The sequence below is a fragment of the Cytobacillus sp. Hm23 genome, from assembly GCF_051842895.1.
Taxonomy (GTDB): domain Bacteria; phylum Bacillota; class Bacilli; order Bacillales; family SM2101; genus Nanhaiella.
On sequence record NZ_JBPXRQ010000020.1, the window covers coordinates 77,880 to 97,942 of the forward strand.

Below are 20,063 nucleotides of genomic sequence, written 5' to 3' on the forward strand. Positions count from 1 at the left end.
TTATCATTTTGACAAACTACTCTTTAACTACTTCAACAGTTTCCAGAGCAGCATCAATATTTGAATAAATAATATTACCAACTACTATCGTATCTGCATACTTAGCCATCTCCAAGGCATGTTCCTTTGATGAAATTCCGCCACCATAAAATAACCTCGTATGAGATAACTCGCTTTTGACATCTTTAACAATGTTTACATCACCGTATGTTCCGCTATATTCAAGATAAAAAATTGGTAGGTGATATAAATTTTCGGCAATCCGTGCATATGCAATCACATCTTCATTTGATATGGAAGTGTTAGCTTCTGTTAGTTGTGCTGCTTTACTGTCACCATTTAATATGCAGTATCCTTCAACTAAAATTTCTTCCCAATTCATAATATCTCCATACTCTTTAATAGCTTGATGGTGCATACCAATGGTCCATTGAATATTTTGGCTGTTTAATACAGTCGGAATAAAGTAAAAATCAAATCCTGGGGTTACAGAAGCAATTGTAGAAATCTCAAGTACGCAAGGAACTGTATAACGTCGAATTCTTGACATTAAATGTAGTACATTTTCAAGTGTGACACCATCACTACCCCCAACAAGAACTGCATCAGTACCTGATTCACATATTCTTTCTAAATGTTCATCTGAAATCTCTTTATTTGGGTCAAGCTTAAAGACATGACGCCATTCCCTATAATCATACATTACCTATGCTTCCTCCAATCAAATATCCATTAAACTATTATAACAGAAAAGTGCTCGCACACAGGTATTCCAGCCAAGCACAGAAACTCCTTTTTTAGGGGGATCCACACTCCGATATATGAGTTAAGTGACCTCAAATGTGCGAATAGAAAATTGCATACGCACTGGAAATAAGTATCCAAGTTTTTTTCTTTAGTCTGTTTTCTCATTAAGTGTTGTTTTTCGTTCCAAGAAATAGATACGTATAAACCAAACGGTCGTAGCTTCTTTGCTCATTTTAAATGAGGTCATTTACATAAATTCAATTGTTGATGTCCTAAATTAGTCTCAAATAGCAACAAAGTTTACGAAAAGAGCCTTTCTTTTCGTCGATTATTACTTAAATTAGATTTTCAACATCAAGCCTTAAAATTGCTACAAAAAAGCCGGAGCTAAGTGCAACGGCTTTTGTTCTTTATTTATTTTCGTCATTTACTCTATCTAATGCCATTATATATGCATCATTTCCATAGTTCAAGCAACGCTTCACTCGTGAAATAGTAGCTGTACTCGCCCCAGTTTCAGTTTCTATTTTATGATAAGTAAAGCCATCCTGTAACATTCTAGCGACTTCTAATCGTTGGGCAAGCGATTGAATTTCATTGACTGTACATAAGTCATCAAAAAATTTATAGCATTCTTCTAGATCCCTTAGAGAGAGAACAGCTTTAAATAATTGATCTAGCTCCTTGCCACGTAATTTATCTATTTGCATGACAATCCCATCCTTCTTCTCTTTATTAATATAGTTTTTGTGCACACAAAAAGGAGTGCAACAACATCCTTTGTTATGAAATTTTTTAATTAGGTAAAATAATAACTTCCATCTTTTTTTAGATACTCAATAGAATCTTATTTCTCTAATCATTTCCAGTTGATACAGAACCAGCAAGTCCTGGTGATGTTGGAATAATATTAATCCATGTTTTCCCCGGTAGGAATTTTACATGTTGTCCATCTTTAAATGGAAGGATTCTTCCATCTACGTTTTGCCAATCAATTTCTTGAAGTTTACCTTTTTGAAGTAGATAGCCTTTACCGCCTGATTGTAAATTTATATCTCGACGACCTACTTCATCAATGATTTGATGATTCATTTCAACAATCATAATATTATCTATTAAGACGGGTGTATCAGATTCGAAATCCTTCGTTTGATCTTCGCCAGTAAATCGTGTATATTTTTCCTGAATTTGGTCGTATACATACTCGACAGTAGCATAATAACTATTTGAGTACGTAATCATCACTGATTGAACGTCATCTCCACTTATCTCCTCATCATCACTCGCAAAGGGTAGAGGTGGAATACCAACTTCGTTTGTAATTGAGTAGTTATAACGATCAGTAGCTACTCCATTTAAACCATCAAATAATAAATAGGAATTATGAGGTGCTTTACGGTAATTTGCACGTTCAAATACAGTACCATCATTATCATGGTAACTTCCACTAATATTGTCGATAAGGCCGTTTCGTAATTTTTGCTCTAGTATTGTGTAAGTACCGTGGTAAACATACAATGCATCATAGCCATCACTAAGTTCAATAAAATCATGCCTTGCACTTCTTACAGGACCTACCTTTGCTGGAATATCACTCTGGTAAAAAGCCAATAGTCTAGTAATATCTCCTTCAGTTAGCATTTCATACACTAAGTCTGCTTGAGTTAGCCCCGTTTGAGGTCGAGCATTTGGGTGATTATTAACCATAACCGCAACAGCACGTTGATGAACCGATTCATCATTCGTACCGATCCCTGTTAAAGGAAAATGGTATTCAAACTGTTCTTCTTCAACTACAGTTGTCGTAGTTTCATCGACTTCTTCTTCTGCTTCTACTTGCTCTATATTTTCTTCTACTTCTTTAACAACCTGTTCGTCTTCATTACTACATCCAGTAATAGCAATACCTAATAGAACTGCCATACCTAATTTCCCAACCCTCATTAAAACACAACCTTATCTATCAATATTATCATACTATATCTATACTTTTATATTTTAACGTATTATTGTTGGAAAGAGTACAGTTTTATTCATCACATCGTAAATTCCTTGCTGTGTGATGCGAACATATGGTAAGTGTGTCGATTGTAAAAATAGTAATGAGTATACAGGATCTTCATATTGATAGCCTCGTTCACGTAACACTAATTTAAATTGCTGCTCTTGTGGAATGAGTTCGGCTATTGGCTTCGAAGACATGACTCCATTAAGCTTTAAAGGAATTTCAAAGATGATGGAATTATTTTCAGCTATGACTATTCCACCACCTATTTCTTTCATCCGTGTGTATGCAGCTAGCATGTCAGCTTTATTTTTACCAATTAAGATCAAATCCCCTGTATTAGAAAATGAACTTGCCATACCTAATAAATTCGAGGCAAATCCTTTTATAATGGTGTTCAGACGCCACTTACCATTTCGGTCAACGAGCATTAAAAAGCTCTCATCATGGCTTGTTGATAATTCGTCTACAGAGACATCAATATTTACCGAATACGGCTTCATAATTACATCATTCTCCATCCTCAGCCCTAAAGGCATAGAGAACTGTAAGTCTTCCCATTTTAAATCCCATTTCATATTTAATTGAGGCCAATCTACCTCTTCCCAAGAAAAATGACCAAAGTTATTTGTATTACGACCATCTTTTTTTAGCCACATTCCTTTTGCAAGTACTGATACAGGAGTCGCGTTGTCTTTCTCTGTTAAGAAGTTTATATTCGCTACCCTTCCTGTTGCAATATTGCCATGTAAATACTCTATTTGATAGTATCTAGCAACATTGATTGTTGCCATATTGTATGCGTCAATTGGTGGGACACCCTTGTCTATTGCAATGTTAATCAAGTTGTCAATAAAGCCTTGTTTATAAAATGATGGTGTAGACCCATCAGTTGTATAGAACAAATGATCATATTTGTTAATTCCAAGAGCATGCATTTCATCTATCAACTTAGGTAAGTCTGGTCGAATTGATGAATACCTAAGTGATGTCGTATAGCCCTGCAACAAACGAGTATATACTTCTTCACCAGTCATTGCCTCATGATCACTTGTCGCACCTAACAACATCATTTTTGCAAGTGTTTTTTCAGATGCGCCTGGAAAATGACCTTCAATTTGTTTACGTAAGCGCTTTGCTTCTTGAATCCAAAGAAGCATCATATCATCACCAGCAAGAAGCTTCGGCCAGCCAGTAAGCTCACCACCTTGCAAAACTGCATCATGCTCAAGCCAGGATTTAACAGTAGAATGAGAAAAAATTAACTCTTCATCGTGAATTTCTGTTTGCGGATCAAACCTACACCACCAGTATAAAGTTGATGGTATATTTTTCAATTTAGATACAAAAGAAAACGCTTTCTTTGTTGGTAATTGTAAAACCAAGCTCATATTATCATTTATTAACGTTGTTGTGCCATATTGAGATGCATATTCAGCTAATGAGTGGGGATTATATAACTGAAATGGGTGCGCATGCGGCTCAATATATCCTGGTACTAAATAGTACCCATTACAATCAACGATTTCACATTTATCAATATGAGATGGTAGTTCTTTACCGACATAAATAATTCTTTCATAGTAAATCCAAATATTTGCTTTAACCCACTGATTTAAAACTTGATTTAAATATATTGCATTAGTTAAAACTAATGTTGGTGGTATGATTCCATCAATAACAGCTACATGTTCACGTAGGTGTTTATTCTTCCACCTATATCGTTGGTCGGGCATGGAATTCCTCCATTCAAACAGAATTAAAATAACAGTTGGCTCCGTAATCATCTAGGAAATGCTTTAGATTCAACCACTTGTTGAGATATAAATCGTACGGCTATGTATGCGTTTTCATTAACATATTGACCATCTTTTATTTATTTGGTTTTTTTTCACAATTATTGTTGCTTGCCCAATTAAAAATCAGCTAGGAACAATATATGGGCTTATTTACATTTTACCGTACGAAAGTAATTTGAACAAATGATATTGATATAGGAAGGTGTGTAATCATCTATGAAACCAAACATCAGTATAATCAATGCATTAATCCGTATTACCTGCGGTTTCACTCTACTTTCATGGGCTACTGCTAAGATGGTGAAGAGACCTTGGAGAGAATCATATTTAGTTGTTGCAATGATTGCAGGTATGAAAATTGGTGAAGGAATCACTCGATTTTGTCCATTAACTGCTTGTATTGAAAAATATACATCCAAAAATGAATCAGGAATTAATCTTAATAATGATATGGATTCAATCAACCCATCTTAATTACATCAGCTATAGTATTCTTAACTCAAAGAGGCTTACCTAGGTGGAAAATCCAGAAAAATTCTAGGTTCTTTTTTCTCTAGCTTATTTGGACAACAAGTTGTTTGTCACAATAAAAATTAAGCTACTATATTTTCACAAAACTACCGTGCAGTCATAAAATGAGACCGTAAAAAACAGAACTTACGAAATGATTCTTATCTTTAACAACCTCCTGCAATTTCTACCGCAGGAGGCTACTCATTAAGGGGTTGATTTTATGCTATTAGAATATTTCACAGACATGACATTTGTTCTCACCATATTAATAGGAAGTATTATCGCAATTACTTTTGTGTATGTTCGTAAGAAGCGGGTTCGATAGCTTTATTACCAATATCCTTGCGGTAAAATAACCCTTCACTTTGAATGTGATCTATTTCCTGATAAACTTTGTTTTGAGCTTCTTTTAATGAGCTCCCAGTTGTTACGATAGCTAAGACACGGCCGCCGTTCGTTACAATCTTGTCATGCTGCTTTGCTGTGCCAGCATGAAAAACTAATGTTTTATTGCTCACATTATTTAAGCCTGCAATTTCAGCACCTTTATCATATTGATTTGGATATCCCTTTGAAGCTAACACAACTCCGATAGTTGCTGAATCATTCCAAGTTAACGTCACTCGATTCCCTTCCAAAATTTGAAATAATGTCTCTACAAAATCACTCTCAAGTCTTGGCAAAACTACTTGTGTTTCTGGATCACCAAATCGGGCGTTAAACTCAATCACTTTTGGTCCATCTGTAGTATTAATTAAACCTGCATATAACACACCTGTAAAGGAACGACCTTCAGCTACCATTGCCTCTGCAGTAGGCTTTAAGATCGTTTGTATAGCTTGTTCAACTACTACATCAGAAATTTGTGGTACAGGAGAATATGCACCCATTCCACCAGTATTCGGCCCCTTATCAAAATCGTACGCACGTTTATGATCTTGGGAAATGACCATTGGATAAACTTCTGTTCCATTTACAAATGCCATTAATGAAAATTCTTCACCTGCTAAGAATTCCTCAATGACAACTTGAGTACTAGCATCGCCAAACTTCTCCTCATTCATCATTTCATGTAGGCTTTCAAGTGCGTCTTCCATCGTCATTGCAACAGTGACACCTTTTCCAGCTGCAAGACCATCTGCTTTAATGACGATTGGAGCTCCGACTTTTAAAAGATAGTTCTTTGCTTCCTCATATGATGTAAAGGATTCATATTGACCTGTAGGAATCTCATACTTTTTCATTATATCTTTTGCAAAGGTTTTACTTCCTTCAATTAGAGCAGCTTCCTTTGTTGGACCAAATATAGGTAAATTATTGATTTGAAATGCATTTACGATGCCATTTATTAAAGGTACCTCTGGACCAACAATCGTTAAATCTATCTTCTCGCTTTTTGCAAATTCGAGTAGTGCTTCATGATCATTCTCATCAATATTTACAAGCGTTGCAACATCCTCCATACCTACATTGCCCGGTGCTACAAACACGTTATTAACATTTGAACTTTGAGCTACTTTCCATGCAATTGTATGTTCACGACCGCCCCTACCAACTATCAATACATTCATCGTGTTTCACCTCAGCTACTAATTATCATTATTTATATTACAGCTCATCTGTCTTATCTTCCAATATCCTCTCAGAGATTAAAAGGGCTTCTGCTTTTCTTCTTGTCCAGTTCCGTCTCCTAACCTCTCGAGTCGTTTCACTATTTCACCCGAAGGCAAAAAGCGCCTTCATGTGAAATAGTTCCAACGCTTGTCGGGGATGGTCAAGGCGTTTTCGCTTTTATTTCTTAATGCTTGAAGTGGCGGATGCCTGTGAATACCATTGTAATTCCATATTCATCTGCTTTTTTAATTGAATCTTCATCACGAATTGAACCGCCTGGTTGTATGATTGCAGTTACTCCCGCTTTAGCAGCTGCTTCAACAGTATCACTCATTGGAAAGAATGCATCTGATCCTAGGGCTGATCCTTCAATTTTATCTCCTGCTTGTTCGATTGCAATCTTAGCAGCACCAACTCGATTCATTTGTCCCGCGCCGACACCAATCGTCATATCATCTTTTGCAATGACAATTGCATTAGATTTAACATGCTTCACAACTTTCCATGCTAACTTAAGATCTGCCCATTCTTGATCAGTTGGTTCACGTTTCGTAGGAATTGTTATAGATGCATCTTCCAACGATTTCGCATCCTCATCCTGTACAAGTAAGCCTCCTTGCACGGAAGTAAGACGTTTGCCATCATGCTGTTGGCTAGAAAAATCAACTTTTAATAAACGAATATTTTTCTTCTGTGTCAATATATTTAATGCTTCCTCGCTAAATGATGGAGCGATGACGATTTCTAGAAATATCTCATGCATAAGCTGTGCAGTTTCTTTATCTACTTCGCGATTCACTACAACGATTCCACCGAAGATAGATGTAGCATCTGCTTCATATGCTTTTTTATATGCTTCTAGTACGTGTGAGCCTACACCTACGCCGCAAGGGTTCATATGCTTAACAGCAACTGCAGCTGGCTCATTAAATTCTTTAACGATTTCTAATGCTGCATCTGCATCATTGATATTGTTGTAAGATAATTCTTTACCATGTAATTTATCAGCGTTTGCGATAGAGTAATTAGTTCCTAAAGGCTTCTTATAAAATGTAGCCTTTTGGTGAGGATTTTCTCCATATCGTAAGTCTTGTTTCTTTTCAAACGTAACTGTATATGACTCTGGACTTTCTTCACCTGTCACTTCTGTCAAATATTCTGCTATAAGTGCATCATATCTAGCTGTATGTCTAAAGACTTTTGCAGCAAGGTTTTGCTTTGTTTCAAATGTTACGGAGTTGTTCTCACTTATTTCTGTTAGTACTTTTTCATAATCTGCTGGGTCTACTACAACTGTTACATCTTGATAGTTTTTTGCTGCTGAACGAAGCATTGACGGCCCACCGATATCAATATTTTCGATTGCGTCTTTTAAGGTTACATCTGGTTTTTCAATTGTTTGTTGGAAAGGGTATAAATTCACAACAACTACATCAATAGGTGTGATATTATGTTCAGTTATTTGTTTTACATGAGCATCGTTATCCCTTACTGCTAGTAAACCACCATGAATATTCGGATGAAGAGTTTTCACACGTCCATCTAGTATTTCTGGAAAGCCAGTAATTTCAGAAATACCAATGACTTTGATTCCATTGTCCTCAAGAATCTTTTTCGTACCACCTGTTGAAATTACTTCGATACCACAATCAATTAAGCCTTGTACAAATGGTACTATTCCTTCCTTATCTGATACACTTACTAGCGCTCTTCTCACTGTTTCTTCCTCCTATTTACTCATGTTATTCGTTTCTGCAAAAATTTTTTGTAAAGTGTTTGGGTAAAATTGATGCTCAATTTGATGGATTCGTTCCTCAATACTTTCAATCGTCTCGCCTGCATGTATGTGCAATTCTTCTTGAGCAATAACAGGGCCTGTATCCATTCCTTCATCAACGTAATGAACCGTTACACCCGTCTTGGCTGCCCCGGCTCTGAATGCTTGACCAATAGCATCCTTGCCTGGGAAAGCTGGTAATAAAGAAGGATGAATGTTAACAATGTTACCACTGTACGCAGAAAGCAACGTGCTACCAACTAAGCGCATATAACCTGCCAGGACAATGAAATCTACATCATTTTCTTTAAGTATTAAAACGATTTCTTGCTCAAATGATTCCTTATTATCATAATCTTTTGGTGAAAAAGAAAAAACATTAACATTAGCTTGCTGTGCGCGTTGTATGACTTTCGCATGTGGTTTGTCACACACAAGTAGTTTTACATTAGCCTCAAGATGTCCGTTATAAACGGCGTCGACAATCGCTTGAAAATTTGTGCCACTCCCTGAGGCAAATACAGCTATATTTTTCATTTTAGTGCTCCTCCACCGTACGTTACACCTTCACCTGCTTTTACCCTACCGATCAGAAATGCTTTTTCACCAGCTGCTTCTAACAATTGAATGGCTTCGTGCATATTTTCTTCACTCATCGTCAACACCATACCGATCCCCATGTTAAAAATCGAAAACATCTCTCTTTTATCTAACTTTCCTTTTGCTTGAATAAGATCAAATATAGGAGGTATTGGCCATGATCCGAAATCTACCTCTGCACCTAATCCCTTTGGTAGCATGCGGGGAATATTTTCGTCAAACCCCCCGCCAGTAATATGTGCCATGCCATTTACTTGACTTTGTTTTAACAAAGATAAAATTGGTTTGACATATATTTTAGTAGGACGTAATAATTCTTCTCCAAGTGCTGAAGTACAGTCACCATAAGTATTCGTTAAATCAAGCTGAGCTTCTTCTAATAATATTTTTCTTACAAGTGAATAACCATTACTATGAATGCCGTTTGAGGATAGACCTATTAAGACATCCCCCTCTTTAATAGCTTCACCTGTAACAAGCTTATTTTTCTCTGCAACTCCGACAGTAAAACCCGCCAAGTCATACTCTTCTTCGTCATACATGCCAGGCATTTCTGCAGTTTCGCCACCGATTAAAGCACAACCAGCTTGCTCACAACCATCTGCAATACCCTTCACAATCGCTTCTATTTTCTCAGGAGAGGATTTACCGCAAGCGATGTAATCTAGGAAAAACATCGGTTCTGCACCTTGTACAACGATATCATTTACACACATTGCCACAGCATCAATACCAATCGTGTCGTGCTTATCCATCATAAATGCGAGCATAAGCTTTGTTCCTACACCGTCTGTTCCCGAAATAAGCACTGGCTCTTTTACATTCATTTTTGATAAATCAAACATGCCACCAAAGCCACCAATTGCACCTAGCACCTCAGGTCTGCCTGTTTTTAATATATGCTTCTTCATTCGTGATACCGCTTCATAGCCAGCTTCAATATCGACTCCAGCTTGTTTGTAAGCATTCGCCATATGTTTATCCTCCTAAATCAAATGTTGGGTATTGTTAAGTTAGTACTTTTTCGTGAGGGAGAACCGTATCTGGGTAAATTTCTGTTGGATATTTCCCAGTAAAACATGCCATACACTGACCTCTATATTCGCCTTCATACGGTCTTCCAATCGCTGATACAAGCCCTTCTTCACTTAAAAATGAAATTGAATCTGCCCCTATAATCTTCCGTATTTCCTCAACTGAATGTGAGGATGCAATTAACTCCTCATGTGTTGATGTATCAATACCATAAAAGCAAGGATTTTTAATTGGAGGTGAACTGATTCTAACGTGAACCTCTTTTGCACCCGCATCCCTTAACATTGTTACGATACGGCGGCTCGTTGTTCCACGAACGATGGAATCATCAACCATTACAACTCTTTTGCCCTCCACTACACCCCGTACAGGAGAGAGCTTCATTTTGACACCTTGTTCGCGTAAAGCTTGCGATGGCTGAATAAACGTTCTTCCAACATAGCGATTTTTAATTAAACCTAACTCATAAGGTATACCAGACGCTTCGGCGTAGCCAATTGCAGCCGAAATACTTGAATCCGGAACCCCTGTAACAACATCTGCATCAATAGGTGCTTCATATGCTAGCTTTTTCCCAAGGCTTTTTCTCGCAGTATGAATATTAATTCCATCTATATTACTATCAGGCCTTGAAAAATAAATATATTCCATACTACAAATTGCACGATTCATTGTCACTGTAAACCTTTCAGAATGAATGCCTGTTTCATCAATAATGATTAGCTCCCCAGGCTCTACATCACGTTCATAGGTAGCTCCAACTACATCAAATGCACATGTTTCTGAAGCCACAACGTAAGCATCTCCTAATCTCCCAATTGATAACGGTCGTAAGCCATTCGGATCAAGTGCAACCATCATTTGAGTTTCATCCATAATTAAAAAGGCATAAGCACCCTTTAACATGGATAAGGCATTTTTCACACGTTCCTTAAAGGTAGAGAAGCCGCTTCTCTTAATAAGGTGAGCTAATACTTCAGTATCTGAAGTTGTTTGAAAAATACTACCTTGACTCTCCAATTGATGCTTAAGAGCCATTGCATTAACAAGGTTACCGTTATGAGCCATAGCCAAGCTCCCTTTTTGCGAATGGAATAAGAGGGGCTGAACATTTTCAATCCCACTCCCACCTGCTGTGGCATAACGAACGTGACCTATTGCAGCAGAGCCTTGAATTTCAGTTAATTTCCCACCACTGAAAACTTCTGCTACAAGGCCCTCACCTCGGACACCTTTTAATTTTTTTTCATCACTTACTACAATCCCAGCTCCTTCTTGTCCTCGGTGTTGAAGACTGTGTAAGCCGTAATAAGTAATTTGTGACGCATCCTTATGACCCCAAATACCGAATAACCCACACTCTTCATTCAAGCCTTTTAATTCAGCAAGCATGGAATAGCTCCTTTCCAAGCATTTTCAGCTTCTTCTACCGAAATATGGATCAAATCTTCACCTTGCTCGTTATCGATTATTAACATTGGTTCTACGCTAACTTCACCAATTAAAGTGGCTTGAACAAGCTGTTCAAACGCTTGTTGATTTTCTTTTTTCACTGTCACAATAAATCGAGATTGTGTTTCACTAAATAATGAAGTGACTGCATCTCCACTTATCTTAACGTTACACCCTAAACCTTCAGTACCAAATAAGCATTCTGCAATAGCTACTGCAAATCCGCCTTCAGCAATGTCATGTGCAGATTGTATAACACCACTTTGGATCGCAGTTAGCAGCTGTTTTTGACGAGTTTGTTCAACGTTTAAATTCAATTCAGGTGCCTTACCAAAAATACGACCTTCGGTTAATTTTTGTAATTCACTTCCTCCAAACTCTTCCTTGGATTCACCAATTACATAAATTAAATCACCTTCAGCTTTAAAGTGCTGTGTCGTAATATGATCTAAATCTTTAATTAAGCCCACCATTCCTACAACTGGAGTCGGATAAATAGCCGTTCCGTTTGTCTCATTGTATAAAGATACATTTCCGCCAATGACTGGTGTCTTCAAAGTATCACAAGCAACACTCATACCGTCTACTGCTTTTTCAATCTGCCAGAAAATTTCAGGTTTCTCTGGATTCCCGAAGTTTAAGCAGTCTGTAATTGCAAGTGGCTCCGCACCAGAACAGACGATGTTTCTTGCAGCTTCACTCACCGCGATTTTACCGCCAACCTCTGGATCTAGATATAAGTAACGAGAATTACAATCCGTTGTCATTGCTAACGCTTTGTTTGTTCCACGAACTCTTACGACCGCTGCATCTGACCCTGGGGATACGGCTGTATTCGTACGTACCATATAATCATATTGGTCATATACCCATTCTTTACTTGCAATTGTCGGCTGTGACAGTAACTGCAATAACGTCTCTTTATAGTCATTTACTTTAGGAACCTCTACAGCCATCTCCTGAAATTGTTGATAATATGAAGGTTCTGTAGAAGGCTTATGATAAACTGGCGCATCTTCAGCCAAAGCATCAACTGGCACATCAGCGATAACATCACCTTTATGATAAAGACGGAGCATTTTATCATCGGTTACTTTTCCAACTGCTACAGCATCAAGACCATATTTTACTACGATTTGCTGTATCTCTTGTTCTCTACCTTTTTCAACAACAATTAACATCCGTTCCTGTGACTCTGAAAGCATCATCTCATAACCAGTCATACCTGTTTCGCGTTGAGGAACTAAATCTAAATTCATTTCAATTCCTGAACCAGCTTTACTTGCCATCTCTGCTGAAGAGCTTGTTAAACCTGCAGCTCCCATATCCTGAATACCTACTAACGCATCACATTTTACTAGTTCAAGGCATGCTTCAAGCAATAACTTCTCCATGAAAGGGTCACCAACTTGCACGGCAGGACGTTTTTCTTCCGATTGTTCTGATAACTCCTCTGACGCAAATGTCGCTCCGTGGATCCCATCGCGCCCTGTTTTGGCACCAACATACATGACTGTATTTCCGATCCCTTTTGCTTGCCCTTTTTGAATATCCTCATGATCAATTAAACCAACACACATCGCGTTAACAAGCGGGTTTCCGTCATAAGATGGTTCAAATTGGATTTCTCCACCTACTGTTGGTATGCCGACACAGTTTCCGTAACCAGCGATTCCTGCAACTACTTCTTCAAACAAATATTTCATACGTGGGGTAACCAATTCACCAAAACGTAGAGAGTTTAATAAAGCTATTGGACGAGCACCCATTGAAAAAACATCCCGTATAATTCCACCTACACCTGTTGCAGCCCCTTGGTAGGGCTCAATAGCGGATGGGTGATTATGACTTTCGATTTTAAAAACGACAGCTTGATTGTCACCGATATCAACAATACCTGCCCCTTCACCAGGACCTTGTAGCACTTTTTCACCGCTTGTCGGAAATTTGCTAAGCACTGGCTTAGAGTTTTTATAACTACAATGCTCTGACCACATAACTGAAAATAAACCCGTTTCAGTATAGTTAGGAAGACGGTTTAAAATGCCTTCTATTGTAGCAAACTCTTCATCACTTAATCCCATTTCTCTGTATATTTTTTCATCTTTTATCTGTTGTGGACTTGGTTCAAGAAGTAACGACATGAGTTTCCCTCCAATTTTTCACTATCGATTGAAACAGCTTTAAGCCATCAGCACTACCTAATAAATCTTCAACAGCTCGCTCAGGGTGTGGCATCATACCAAGTACATTCCCCTTATCATTCACAATGCCAGCTATATCTTCTAAACTACCATTAGGATTTTCAGAGCTATATTTAAATACAATTTGCTTGTTTTCTTTCAGTCTGTGCAATGTTTCTTCATCACAATAATAGTTTCCTTCTCCGTGAGCTATAGGAATGGTAATTACTTCACCTTGCTCATAGCTAGATGTAAACATCGTTTCGTTATTTTCAACAGTAAGTTCCACAGGTCGGCAAATAAATTTTAAACTGTTATTATGTCTCATTGCTCCAGGTAGTAGATTTGCCTCTAATAAAATTTGAAAGCCATTACAGACTCCTAAAATAGGTTTCCCCATATCTGCTGCTTTTTTAATTTCTGTCATGACCTTTGAAAAGCGAGCAATTGCTCCACTACGGAGATAATCTCCATAAGAGAATCCACCTGGAAGTAGGATTCCATCAAAATGAGCTATATCAACAGCATCATGCCATACATATTCTACCTCTGCACCTAGACTATCTTTGATCGCATGATACATATCTACATCACAGTTAGATCCTGGAAATACAATTACGGCAAATTTCACTGTGAGATGACCTCCTCAACTTCATAGCGGTAATCTTCTATAACAGTATTTGCTAATAACTTCTCGCACATTTCTTGAACGATCTCATCAATATCTCTATCAGTTTTGTCGATTTGTAACTCCATATATTTACCGATGCGTACATCTTCAACTTCTTTATATGACAAGCTATGAAGTGAGTTTTTCACCGCACTTCCTTGTGGATCCAATACACTCTCTCGTAACGTAACAAACACTTTCACTTTAAACATGTTGTGAGCCCCCTAAGCGTTTTAGTATTTCTTCATAAGCATCTGTAAGCTGACCTAAATCTCTACGAAAGACATCTTTATCAAATCTTTCATTCGTTTCCATATCCCATAAACGGCACGTATCTGGAGAAACTTCATCTGCTAAAATGATCGCACCTTCTTCAGTGATTCCAAATTCAAGTTTAAAATCTACTAAACGAACACCACATCCATGAAAATGTTCTACTAATATTCTATTAATTTCTAATGCTACTTTTTTCAAGTGTAAGACTTGCTCATCTGTTGCCACTTGCAATATTGCAATATGGTCTTCAGTAATAAGTGGGTCACCTAAATCATCATCTTTGTAATAAAATTCAACAACAGGTTGATTTATAGGTGTACCTTCTTCAATCCCTAGGCGTTTAGCAAGGCTCCCAGCAACTAAATTACGCACAACAACTTCAAGAGGAATAATTGTAACTTTCTTTACAAGCTGCTCAGTTTCTGACACCTTTTTAATAAAATGATTTTCAATATTTGAGCGATGCAACTTTTCAAATAGCAAGCTTGTAATTTCATTATTAAGTCGCCCTTTACCAAATATCTGTGCTTTTTTTTCACCGTTATAAGCGGTTGCACTATCTTTGTACTCTACCCACACAACGTTTGGATCATTTGTACGATATATTTTTTTTGCTTTTCCCTCATATAGCATTGCTAATTTTTCCATTGCTTTCGCCCTCCTTTATTAAGCCTTAAAGATTTAAACGATTAAAGATTGCATCTACATTTTTTATATGGTAGTTATAATCGAAGCATTCATTAATTTGCTCATTAGTTAAGCGCGAAGTAATCATATCAGTTGACTCAATCAGCTGACGGAAAGGTACTTGTGTTTCCCAAGCTTCCATCGCTTTTGGTTGAACAATATCATATGCTTCTTCTCGGGTCATTCCTGTATCAATAAGTGCTAATAAAACTCGTTGGGAATAGATTAAACCTAGTGTACGATCCATATTTTTCTTCATATTCTCTGGAAAAACAGTAAGGTTTTTAACAATGTTACCGAAACGGTTAAGCATATAATTTAGAGCTATTGTCGCATCTGGTAAAATAATTCTTTCTGCTGAAGAATGAGATATATCTCTCTCATGCCATAATGGGACATTCTCGTATGCTGTCATCATATAGCCTCTAATGACCCTTGCCATACCAGTCATATTTTCTGACCCAATAGGATTACGTTTATGCGGCATTGCTGACGATCCCTTTTGACCTTTGGCAAAGAATTCTTCCACTTCGCGTGTTTCGCTTTTTTGAAGACCACGAATTTCCACAGCAAATTTTTCGATTGATGTAGCAATTAAAGCAAGAGCTGCCATATATTCAGCATGGCGATCACGTTGCAGTGTTTGCGTAGAAATAGGAGCTGCTTCTAAGCCTAACTTTTCACATACATACTTCTCTACAAATGGATCGATATTAGCATACGTTCCTACTGCTCCTGATATTTTGCCAACTCTAACACCATCTGCAGCCCTTTTAAAACGGTCAAGATTACGTTTCATTTCCTCATACCATAATGCAAGCTTTAAACCAAATGTTGTTGGCTCGGCATGGACACCGTGAGTACGTCCCATCATGACCGTATATTTATGCTCCTGAGCTTTTTCTTTTAAAATGGCAACAAAGTTTTCAATATCTTTTAGAAGAAGGTCATTTGCTTGTTTCAATAAATAAGAAAGTGCTGTGTCAACAACATCAGTAGATGTTAAGCCATAATGCACCCATTTACGCTCTTCACCTAATGTTTCTGAAACAGCACGAGTGAAGGCTACAACATCATGTCTAGTTTGTTCCTCTATTTCATGAATACGATTAATATCAAACGAAGCATTTTGTCGAATGAGCTTTACATCCTCTTTTGGAATATCTCCAAGTTCTGCCCATGCTTCACAAGCTAAAATTTCGACCTCTAACCATGCTTTAAAGCGATTTTCTTCTGTCCAAATTGCTCCCATTTCAGGGCGAGTATAACGTTCAATCATTTATCATTCTCCTCCGACCAAATATTTAGCTTATTCGCTTGCTTGATTGCTTCTTCATTATTATCCGCCAAAATGTTAATATGACCCATTTTTCTCTTTACTTTCGCCTCTTTTTTCCCATATAGATGGAGCTTACACGTAGTGAATTTTGTAATATTGTTCATCACAGCTTCTACATGCTCACCTAAAATATTCATCATCACAACTGGTGTTAGTAGGTCCGTTTCTCCTAATGGCAAATTGCATATTGCCCTAATATGCTGCTCAAATTGTGAGGTTTTACATGCTTCCATCGTATAATGCCCTGAGTTATGGGGCCTTGGCGCTAGTTCATTTATAAATATTTTGCCTTCTTTTGTAACAAACATTTCAACTGCCAATGTTCCGACCATTTGCAATGTTTCTGCTAGATTTATTGCTATTTGATGCGCTTCATTAACTATTTTATCAGTAGTTCTAGCGGGTACAACTGATTGATGTAAGATATTATCTACATGAATATTCTCCGCTACCGGGAATGCCTTTACTTCCCCCGCCATGCTTCTTGAAACGATGACCGATATTTCTTTCTCAAAAGAAATCCAAGCCTCTAAAACACAGGGGCCATGGTCTAAGAGTGGTAATGCTTTGCTAATATCTTCATCATTACGAATAACGGCTTGACCTTTGCCATCATATCCACCTCGACATGTTTTCAGCACACAAGGATATTCTAATTGATTTAATGCATCTATTAATTTCTCTTCAGAATCTACTAATATATATGGAGCAACCTCAACTCCGGCATCCGCAATGGTAGCTTTTTCTGTCGAACGATCTTGTGTTATCGCCAATAAACGACTACCTTGTGGTAAACGGGCATTCTGTTCAAGCCATATTAAAGCATCATAATCTATATTTTCAAATTCATACGTCACTACATCACTATGATGTGCTAACTTCTTAATAGCATCAATATCATCAAAATTACCAACGATTTCGATGTCAGCGACTTGACCACAAGGTGAATTTGGCGTAGGATCTAATACAGCAATATTATACCCCATTTGCTTAGCAGCAATCGCCATCATTCTACCGAGTTGTCCACCACCAATGATTCCGATCGTCTCTCCTGGTAATATGCATTCGTTAATCAAGCATATCACTACTTTCTAATACATTATTTCGAATAGTCTCGCGTCTATGTTCTAATGAGGCTGCGACCTCAGGAAGATGTGTACTTAATATTTCACCTGCTAACAGCCCAGCATTTGTTGCACCTGCCTTGCCAATTGCGACAGTTGCTACTGGTACTCCCCCAGGCATTTGAACGATTGAAAGCAACGAATCCATGCCGTTAAGAGCTTTAGATTGTACTGGCACTCCGATAACTGGTAGTGTTGTTTTTGAAGCAACCATTCCAGGTAAGTGAGCAGCACCTCCAGCACCTGCAATAATAACTTTAATGCCTCGCATTCTAGCTGATTCTGCATAGTCAAACATTAGATCTGGAGTTCGGTGTGCTGACACAACTTTCTTTTCGAATGGAATTGATAATTCTTCAAGTATGTCGCAAGCATGTTTCATCGTTTCCCAATCAGAAGTACTTCCCATGATTACTCCAACGAGCGGCTTCATTGTTTTCCTCTCCTTATTATTCACTTTGTTCCTATAATAAAAGCCCAGCATAGAACGCTCCCTAATAAGGAAAAGCACTCTACCTGGGCAAAGACACCTTGTGTCCACTTTACAGGCCAAGCTGTTAGTTTACAGCTTAATACTCTTCCTCATAGTCCAATAATTTACGGTTATTGGGTAGAAACTTTTGGGCCTTATTCCCATTATTATATGAGGCAAATAATTTTCTCTAGTGACATCTTAACAATGGACGATAAAGATTGTCAACAGAAACATCGAACGTTTTAAGTTTATTTATTTTATATTGTTCGTGTTTTCTAAATTAACTTTCCTTCAAAGACAATTGTACTCCCACTGGGGACAATTGATACTTTACCGCCTTTTTCGACTTCCTTAAAGACCGGTTCTTCCGTTCGTCTAGTTGGTGAATATCCTTCCTTGTTCATGCGGTTTAGACAATCACTTATTGTCTCATTTTCATCAACAACAAACTTTTTTTTCTTCGGCTTTTTACTATTCATCAAACATTTCCTTTCTATGCTAGTTCCTATTTATTAGGCACGTTTAACGAACCATAACATATAATATTACAGCAGTAAAGGAGGCCAGTCTTACATGATAGATTTTGATCAATTTAAAAACCTTAATAACCTCAAAGATCAATGGGGGCATTTTTTCGGAAAGGACTTTTTAAGTGGTTTTGATTCAATTTTTAATGGCTTTCAATCTCAAGCACCAGTAAATATTTATCAATCACATAATGAGTTATTAGTCGTGGTCAGTATGCCTGGGCTTGATAAAGAAAGCGATGTTGATCTCTATGTAAATAAAAATAATCAAACATTAGAAGTAAAAGGCAACATTAACTTAGCATTTAAAGGCTTTGATCTACAAGAGCAAGGTATACAAGAAGGAACAGTTGAAAAAAATATTGAATTACCGTTTCCAGTGATAGATGATCGAATTGACGCAAGCTATCATAATGGACTTCTAATTATTCATTTACACAAATTAATCTCAAAAGATGCAAAGAAAAAAATAAAAGTCCATAAAATAGAGGATTAAAAGAAAAGTGGAGTCGACTGTTTAACCTCGAAAAGCGTTGGAACCTTTGCAACTGAAGACGCTTTTTGTCTTCTGATGCAAAGGTGAAACGACTCGAGAGGTTAGGAGACAGAACTAGACAAGAAAGAAAAGCGCAAGCGCCTTGCTCATCCCCGACAAGCACTGGAGGCATTTTCTCTGAAGGCGCTTTTTTCCTTCGGGTGAAGTAGTGAAACGACCTCGAGAGGCAAGGAGGTGGAGCTAGACAAGAAGAAACGAGCTGATTACATTACGTGATTAACACTCATAATAAATTTGCCCTTTAGAATAGTAGGGAAATATCTTGGAGGCGTAAGATACAAAACAGCTAAATGACTATTTAAGTCTTTTCGCTGTTTGCATAGACATAAAAAAACACAGAGTATAAGTACTCTGTGTTTTTTTATTGCCTGGCAACGTCCTACTCTCACAGGGGGAAACCCCCAACTACCATCGGCGCTGAAGAGCTTAACTTCCGTGTTCGGTATGGGAACGGGTGTGACCTCTTCGCTATCGCCACCAGACATAATATTTAGGAATAAGTTGATATTCCTTCAAAACTAGATAATAGACATTCATTGAACAAAGCTTGCTCTGCATTTCTAACTTGGTTAAGTCCTCGATCTATTAGTATCTGTCAGCTCCACGTGTCACCACGCTTCCACCTCAGACCTATCAACCTCGTCATCTTCGAGGGATCTTACTAGCTTACGCTATGGGAAATCT

Annotated in this window: 21 protein-coding genes, 2 rRNA genes and 1 riboswitch; of the genes, 4 read left to right on the plus strand and 19 right to left on the minus strand. The window is 37.6% G+C overall.

The window, feature by feature from the left end:
• Nucleotides 1-16: 16 nt before the first annotated feature.
• The 4 genes from pcrB to ACSVDA_RS14000 all read right to left on the minus strand — a co-directional run bounded on the left by pcrB (nt 17) and on the right by ACSVDA_RS14000 (nt 4,488).
• Complete coding sequence (gene pcrB / locus ACSVDA_RS13985) at nt 17-703, minus strand: heptaprenylglyceryl phosphate synthase (protein WP_485884058.1); 687 nt, start codon at nt 701-703, stop codon at nt 17-19.
• A 454-nt stretch (nt 704-1,157) separates the two neighbouring features.
• Complete coding sequence (locus ACSVDA_RS13990; RefSeq protein WP_320208816.1) at nt 1,158-1,457, minus strand: YerC/YecD family TrpR-related protein; 300 nt, start codon at nt 1,455-1,457, stop codon at nt 1,158-1,160.
• Nucleotides 1,458-1,602: 145 nt separating this feature from the next.
• Nucleotides 1,603-2,670, minus strand: a complete 1,068-nt coding sequence (locus tag ACSVDA_RS13995; protein WP_485884059.1) for a DUF3048 domain-containing protein — start codon at nt 2,668-2,670, stop codon at nt 1,603-1,605.
• A gap of 75 nt (nt 2,671-2,745) precedes the next feature.
• Nucleotides 2,746-4,488 (minus strand): adenine deaminase C-terminal domain-containing protein, encoded by a 1,743-nt coding sequence (locus ACSVDA_RS14000; RefSeq protein WP_485884060.1) that lies wholly within the window; start codon nt 4,486-4,488, stop codon nt 2,746-2,748.
• Nucleotides 4,489-4,767: 279 nt separating this feature from the next.
• Between ACSVDA_RS14000 and ACSVDA_RS14005 the strand changes: the two genes are divergently transcribed.
• Together ACSVDA_RS14005 and ACSVDA_RS14010 are read left to right on the plus strand one after the other, a co-directional pair.
• The gene (locus ACSVDA_RS14005) at nt 4,768-5,025 is read left to right on the plus strand and encodes a YgaP family membrane protein (protein WP_485884061.1); all 258 of its coding nucleotides are present in this window, start codon (nt 4,768-4,770) and stop codon (nt 5,023-5,025) included.
• Between the two features lie 283 nt (nt 5,026-5,308).
• Nucleotides 5,309-5,389 carry an EYxxD motif small membrane protein gene (locus ACSVDA_RS14010; protein ID WP_352224052.1) on the plus strand — a complete coding sequence of 27 codons (81 nt, stop codon included), beginning with the start codon at nt 5,309-5,311 and terminating at the stop codon, nt 5,387-5,389.
• On the opposite strand, the gene purD is transcribed toward ACSVDA_RS14010, so the two are convergent.
• The 13 genes from purD to ACSVDA_RS14075 all read right to left on the minus strand — a co-directional run bounded on the left by purD (nt 5,352) and on the right by ACSVDA_RS14075 (nt 18,775).
• Nucleotides 5,352-6,635: a phosphoribosylamine--glycine ligase gene (purD, locus tag ACSVDA_RS14015; protein ID WP_485884062.1), complete on the minus strand. Its 1,284-nt coding sequence runs from the start codon at nt 6,633-6,635 to the stop codon at nt 5,352-5,354. The two genes, ACSVDA_RS14010 and purD, sit on opposite strands and share 38 nt — an antisense overlap.
• 227 nt (nt 6,636-6,862) lie before the next feature.
• On the minus strand, nt 6,863-8,395 hold the full coding sequence (purH, locus tag ACSVDA_RS14020) for a bifunctional phosphoribosylaminoimidazolecarboxamide formyltransferase/IMP cyclohydrolase (RefSeq protein ID WP_485884063.1): 1,533 nt from the start codon (nt 8,393-8,395) through the stop codon (nt 6,863-6,865).
• Between the two features lie 12 nt (nt 8,396-8,407).
• On the minus strand, nt 8,408-8,992 hold the full coding sequence (gene purN, locus ACSVDA_RS14025) for a phosphoribosylglycinamide formyltransferase (protein WP_485884064.1): 585 nt from the start codon (nt 8,990-8,992) through the stop codon (nt 8,408-8,410).
• The gene (purM, locus tag ACSVDA_RS14030; protein WP_214484586.1) at nt 8,989-10,029 is read right to left on the minus strand and encodes a phosphoribosylformylglycinamidine cyclo-ligase; all 1,041 of its coding nucleotides are present in this window, start codon (nt 10,027-10,029) and stop codon (nt 8,989-8,991) included. The genes purN and purM overlap by 4 nt, the downstream gene beginning before the upstream one ends.
• Before the next feature lie 34 nt (nt 10,030-10,063).
• The gene (gene purF / locus ACSVDA_RS14035) at nt 10,064-11,482 is read right to left on the minus strand and encodes an amidophosphoribosyltransferase (RefSeq protein ID WP_485884065.1); all 1,419 of its coding nucleotides are present in this window, start codon (nt 11,480-11,482) and stop codon (nt 10,064-10,066) included.
• Nucleotides 11,467-13,686: a phosphoribosylformylglycinamidine synthase subunit PurL gene (gene purL / locus ACSVDA_RS14040; protein ID WP_485884066.1), complete on the minus strand. Its 2,220-nt coding sequence runs from the start codon at nt 13,684-13,686 to the stop codon at nt 11,467-11,469. The genes purF and purL overlap by 16 nt, the downstream gene beginning before the upstream one ends.
• The gene (gene purQ / locus ACSVDA_RS14045) at nt 13,670-14,356 is read right to left on the minus strand and encodes a phosphoribosylformylglycinamidine synthase subunit PurQ (protein ID WP_485884067.1); all 687 of its coding nucleotides are present in this window, start codon (nt 14,354-14,356) and stop codon (nt 13,670-13,672) included. Before purQ ends, purL begins: the two co-directional genes overlap by 17 nt.
• Nucleotides 14,353-14,607, minus strand: coding sequence for a phosphoribosylformylglycinamidine synthase subunit PurS (gene purS / locus ACSVDA_RS14050; protein ID WP_214484590.1), 255 nt, complete (start codon nt 14,605-14,607; stop codon nt 14,353-14,355). The genes purQ and purS overlap by 4 nt, the downstream gene beginning before the upstream one ends.
• Entirely contained in the window at nt 14,600-15,319 is a 720-nt protein-coding gene (gene purC, locus ACSVDA_RS14055; protein ID WP_485884068.1) for a phosphoribosylaminoimidazolesuccinocarboxamide synthase, read from the minus strand. The genes purS and purC overlap by 8 nt, the downstream gene beginning before the upstream one ends.
• 25 nt (nt 15,320-15,344) lie before the next feature.
• Nucleotides 15,345-16,637, minus strand: a complete 1,293-nt coding sequence (gene purB / locus ACSVDA_RS14060) for an adenylosuccinate lyase (RefSeq protein ID WP_485884069.1) — start codon at nt 16,635-16,637, stop codon at nt 15,345-15,347.
• Entirely contained in the window at nt 16,634-17,770 is a 1,137-nt protein-coding gene (gene purK, locus ACSVDA_RS14065; RefSeq protein WP_485884074.1) for a 5-(carboxyamino)imidazole ribonucleotide synthase, read from the minus strand. The genes purB and purK overlap by 4 nt, the downstream gene beginning before the upstream one ends.
• Nucleotides 17,766-18,254, minus strand: a complete 489-nt coding sequence (purE, locus tag ACSVDA_RS14070) for a 5-(carboxyamino)imidazole ribonucleotide mutase (protein WP_320208804.1) — start codon at nt 18,252-18,254, stop codon at nt 17,766-17,768. Before purE ends, purK begins: the two co-directional genes overlap by 5 nt.
• A gap of 132 nt (nt 18,255-18,386) precedes the next feature.
• Nucleotides 18,387-18,488, minus strand: a riboswitch (purine riboswitch).
• A gap of 83 nt (nt 18,489-18,571) precedes the next feature.
• Entirely contained in the window at nt 18,572-18,775 is a 204-nt protein-coding gene (locus ACSVDA_RS14075) for an NETI motif-containing protein (RefSeq protein ID WP_485884070.1), read from the minus strand.
• Nucleotides 18,776-18,869: 94 nt separating this feature from the next.
• Between ACSVDA_RS14075 and ACSVDA_RS14080 the strand changes: the two genes are divergently transcribed.
• The gene (locus ACSVDA_RS14080; RefSeq protein ID WP_485884071.1) at nt 18,870-19,319 is read left to right on the plus strand and encodes an Hsp20/alpha crystallin family protein; all 450 of its coding nucleotides are present in this window, start codon (nt 18,870-18,872) and stop codon (nt 19,317-19,319) included.
• 83 nt (nt 19,320-19,402) lie between these two features.
• Nucleotides 19,403-19,528: a hypothetical protein gene (locus ACSVDA_RS14085; RefSeq protein WP_485884072.1), complete on the plus strand. Its 126-nt coding sequence runs from the start codon at nt 19,403-19,405 to the stop codon at nt 19,526-19,528.
• 217 nt (nt 19,529-19,745) lie between these two features.
• Here ACSVDA_RS14085 and rrf read toward each other — a convergent pair.
• Together rrf and ACSVDA_RS14095 are read right to left on the minus strand one after the other, a co-directional pair.
• Nucleotides 19,746-19,861: ribosomal RNA gene (rrf, locus tag ACSVDA_RS14090) — 5S ribosomal RNA — on the minus strand.
• A gap of 83 nt (nt 19,862-19,944) precedes the next feature.
• Nucleotides 19,945-20,063, minus strand: a 23S ribosomal RNA gene (locus tag ACSVDA_RS14095); the annotation flags it as partial.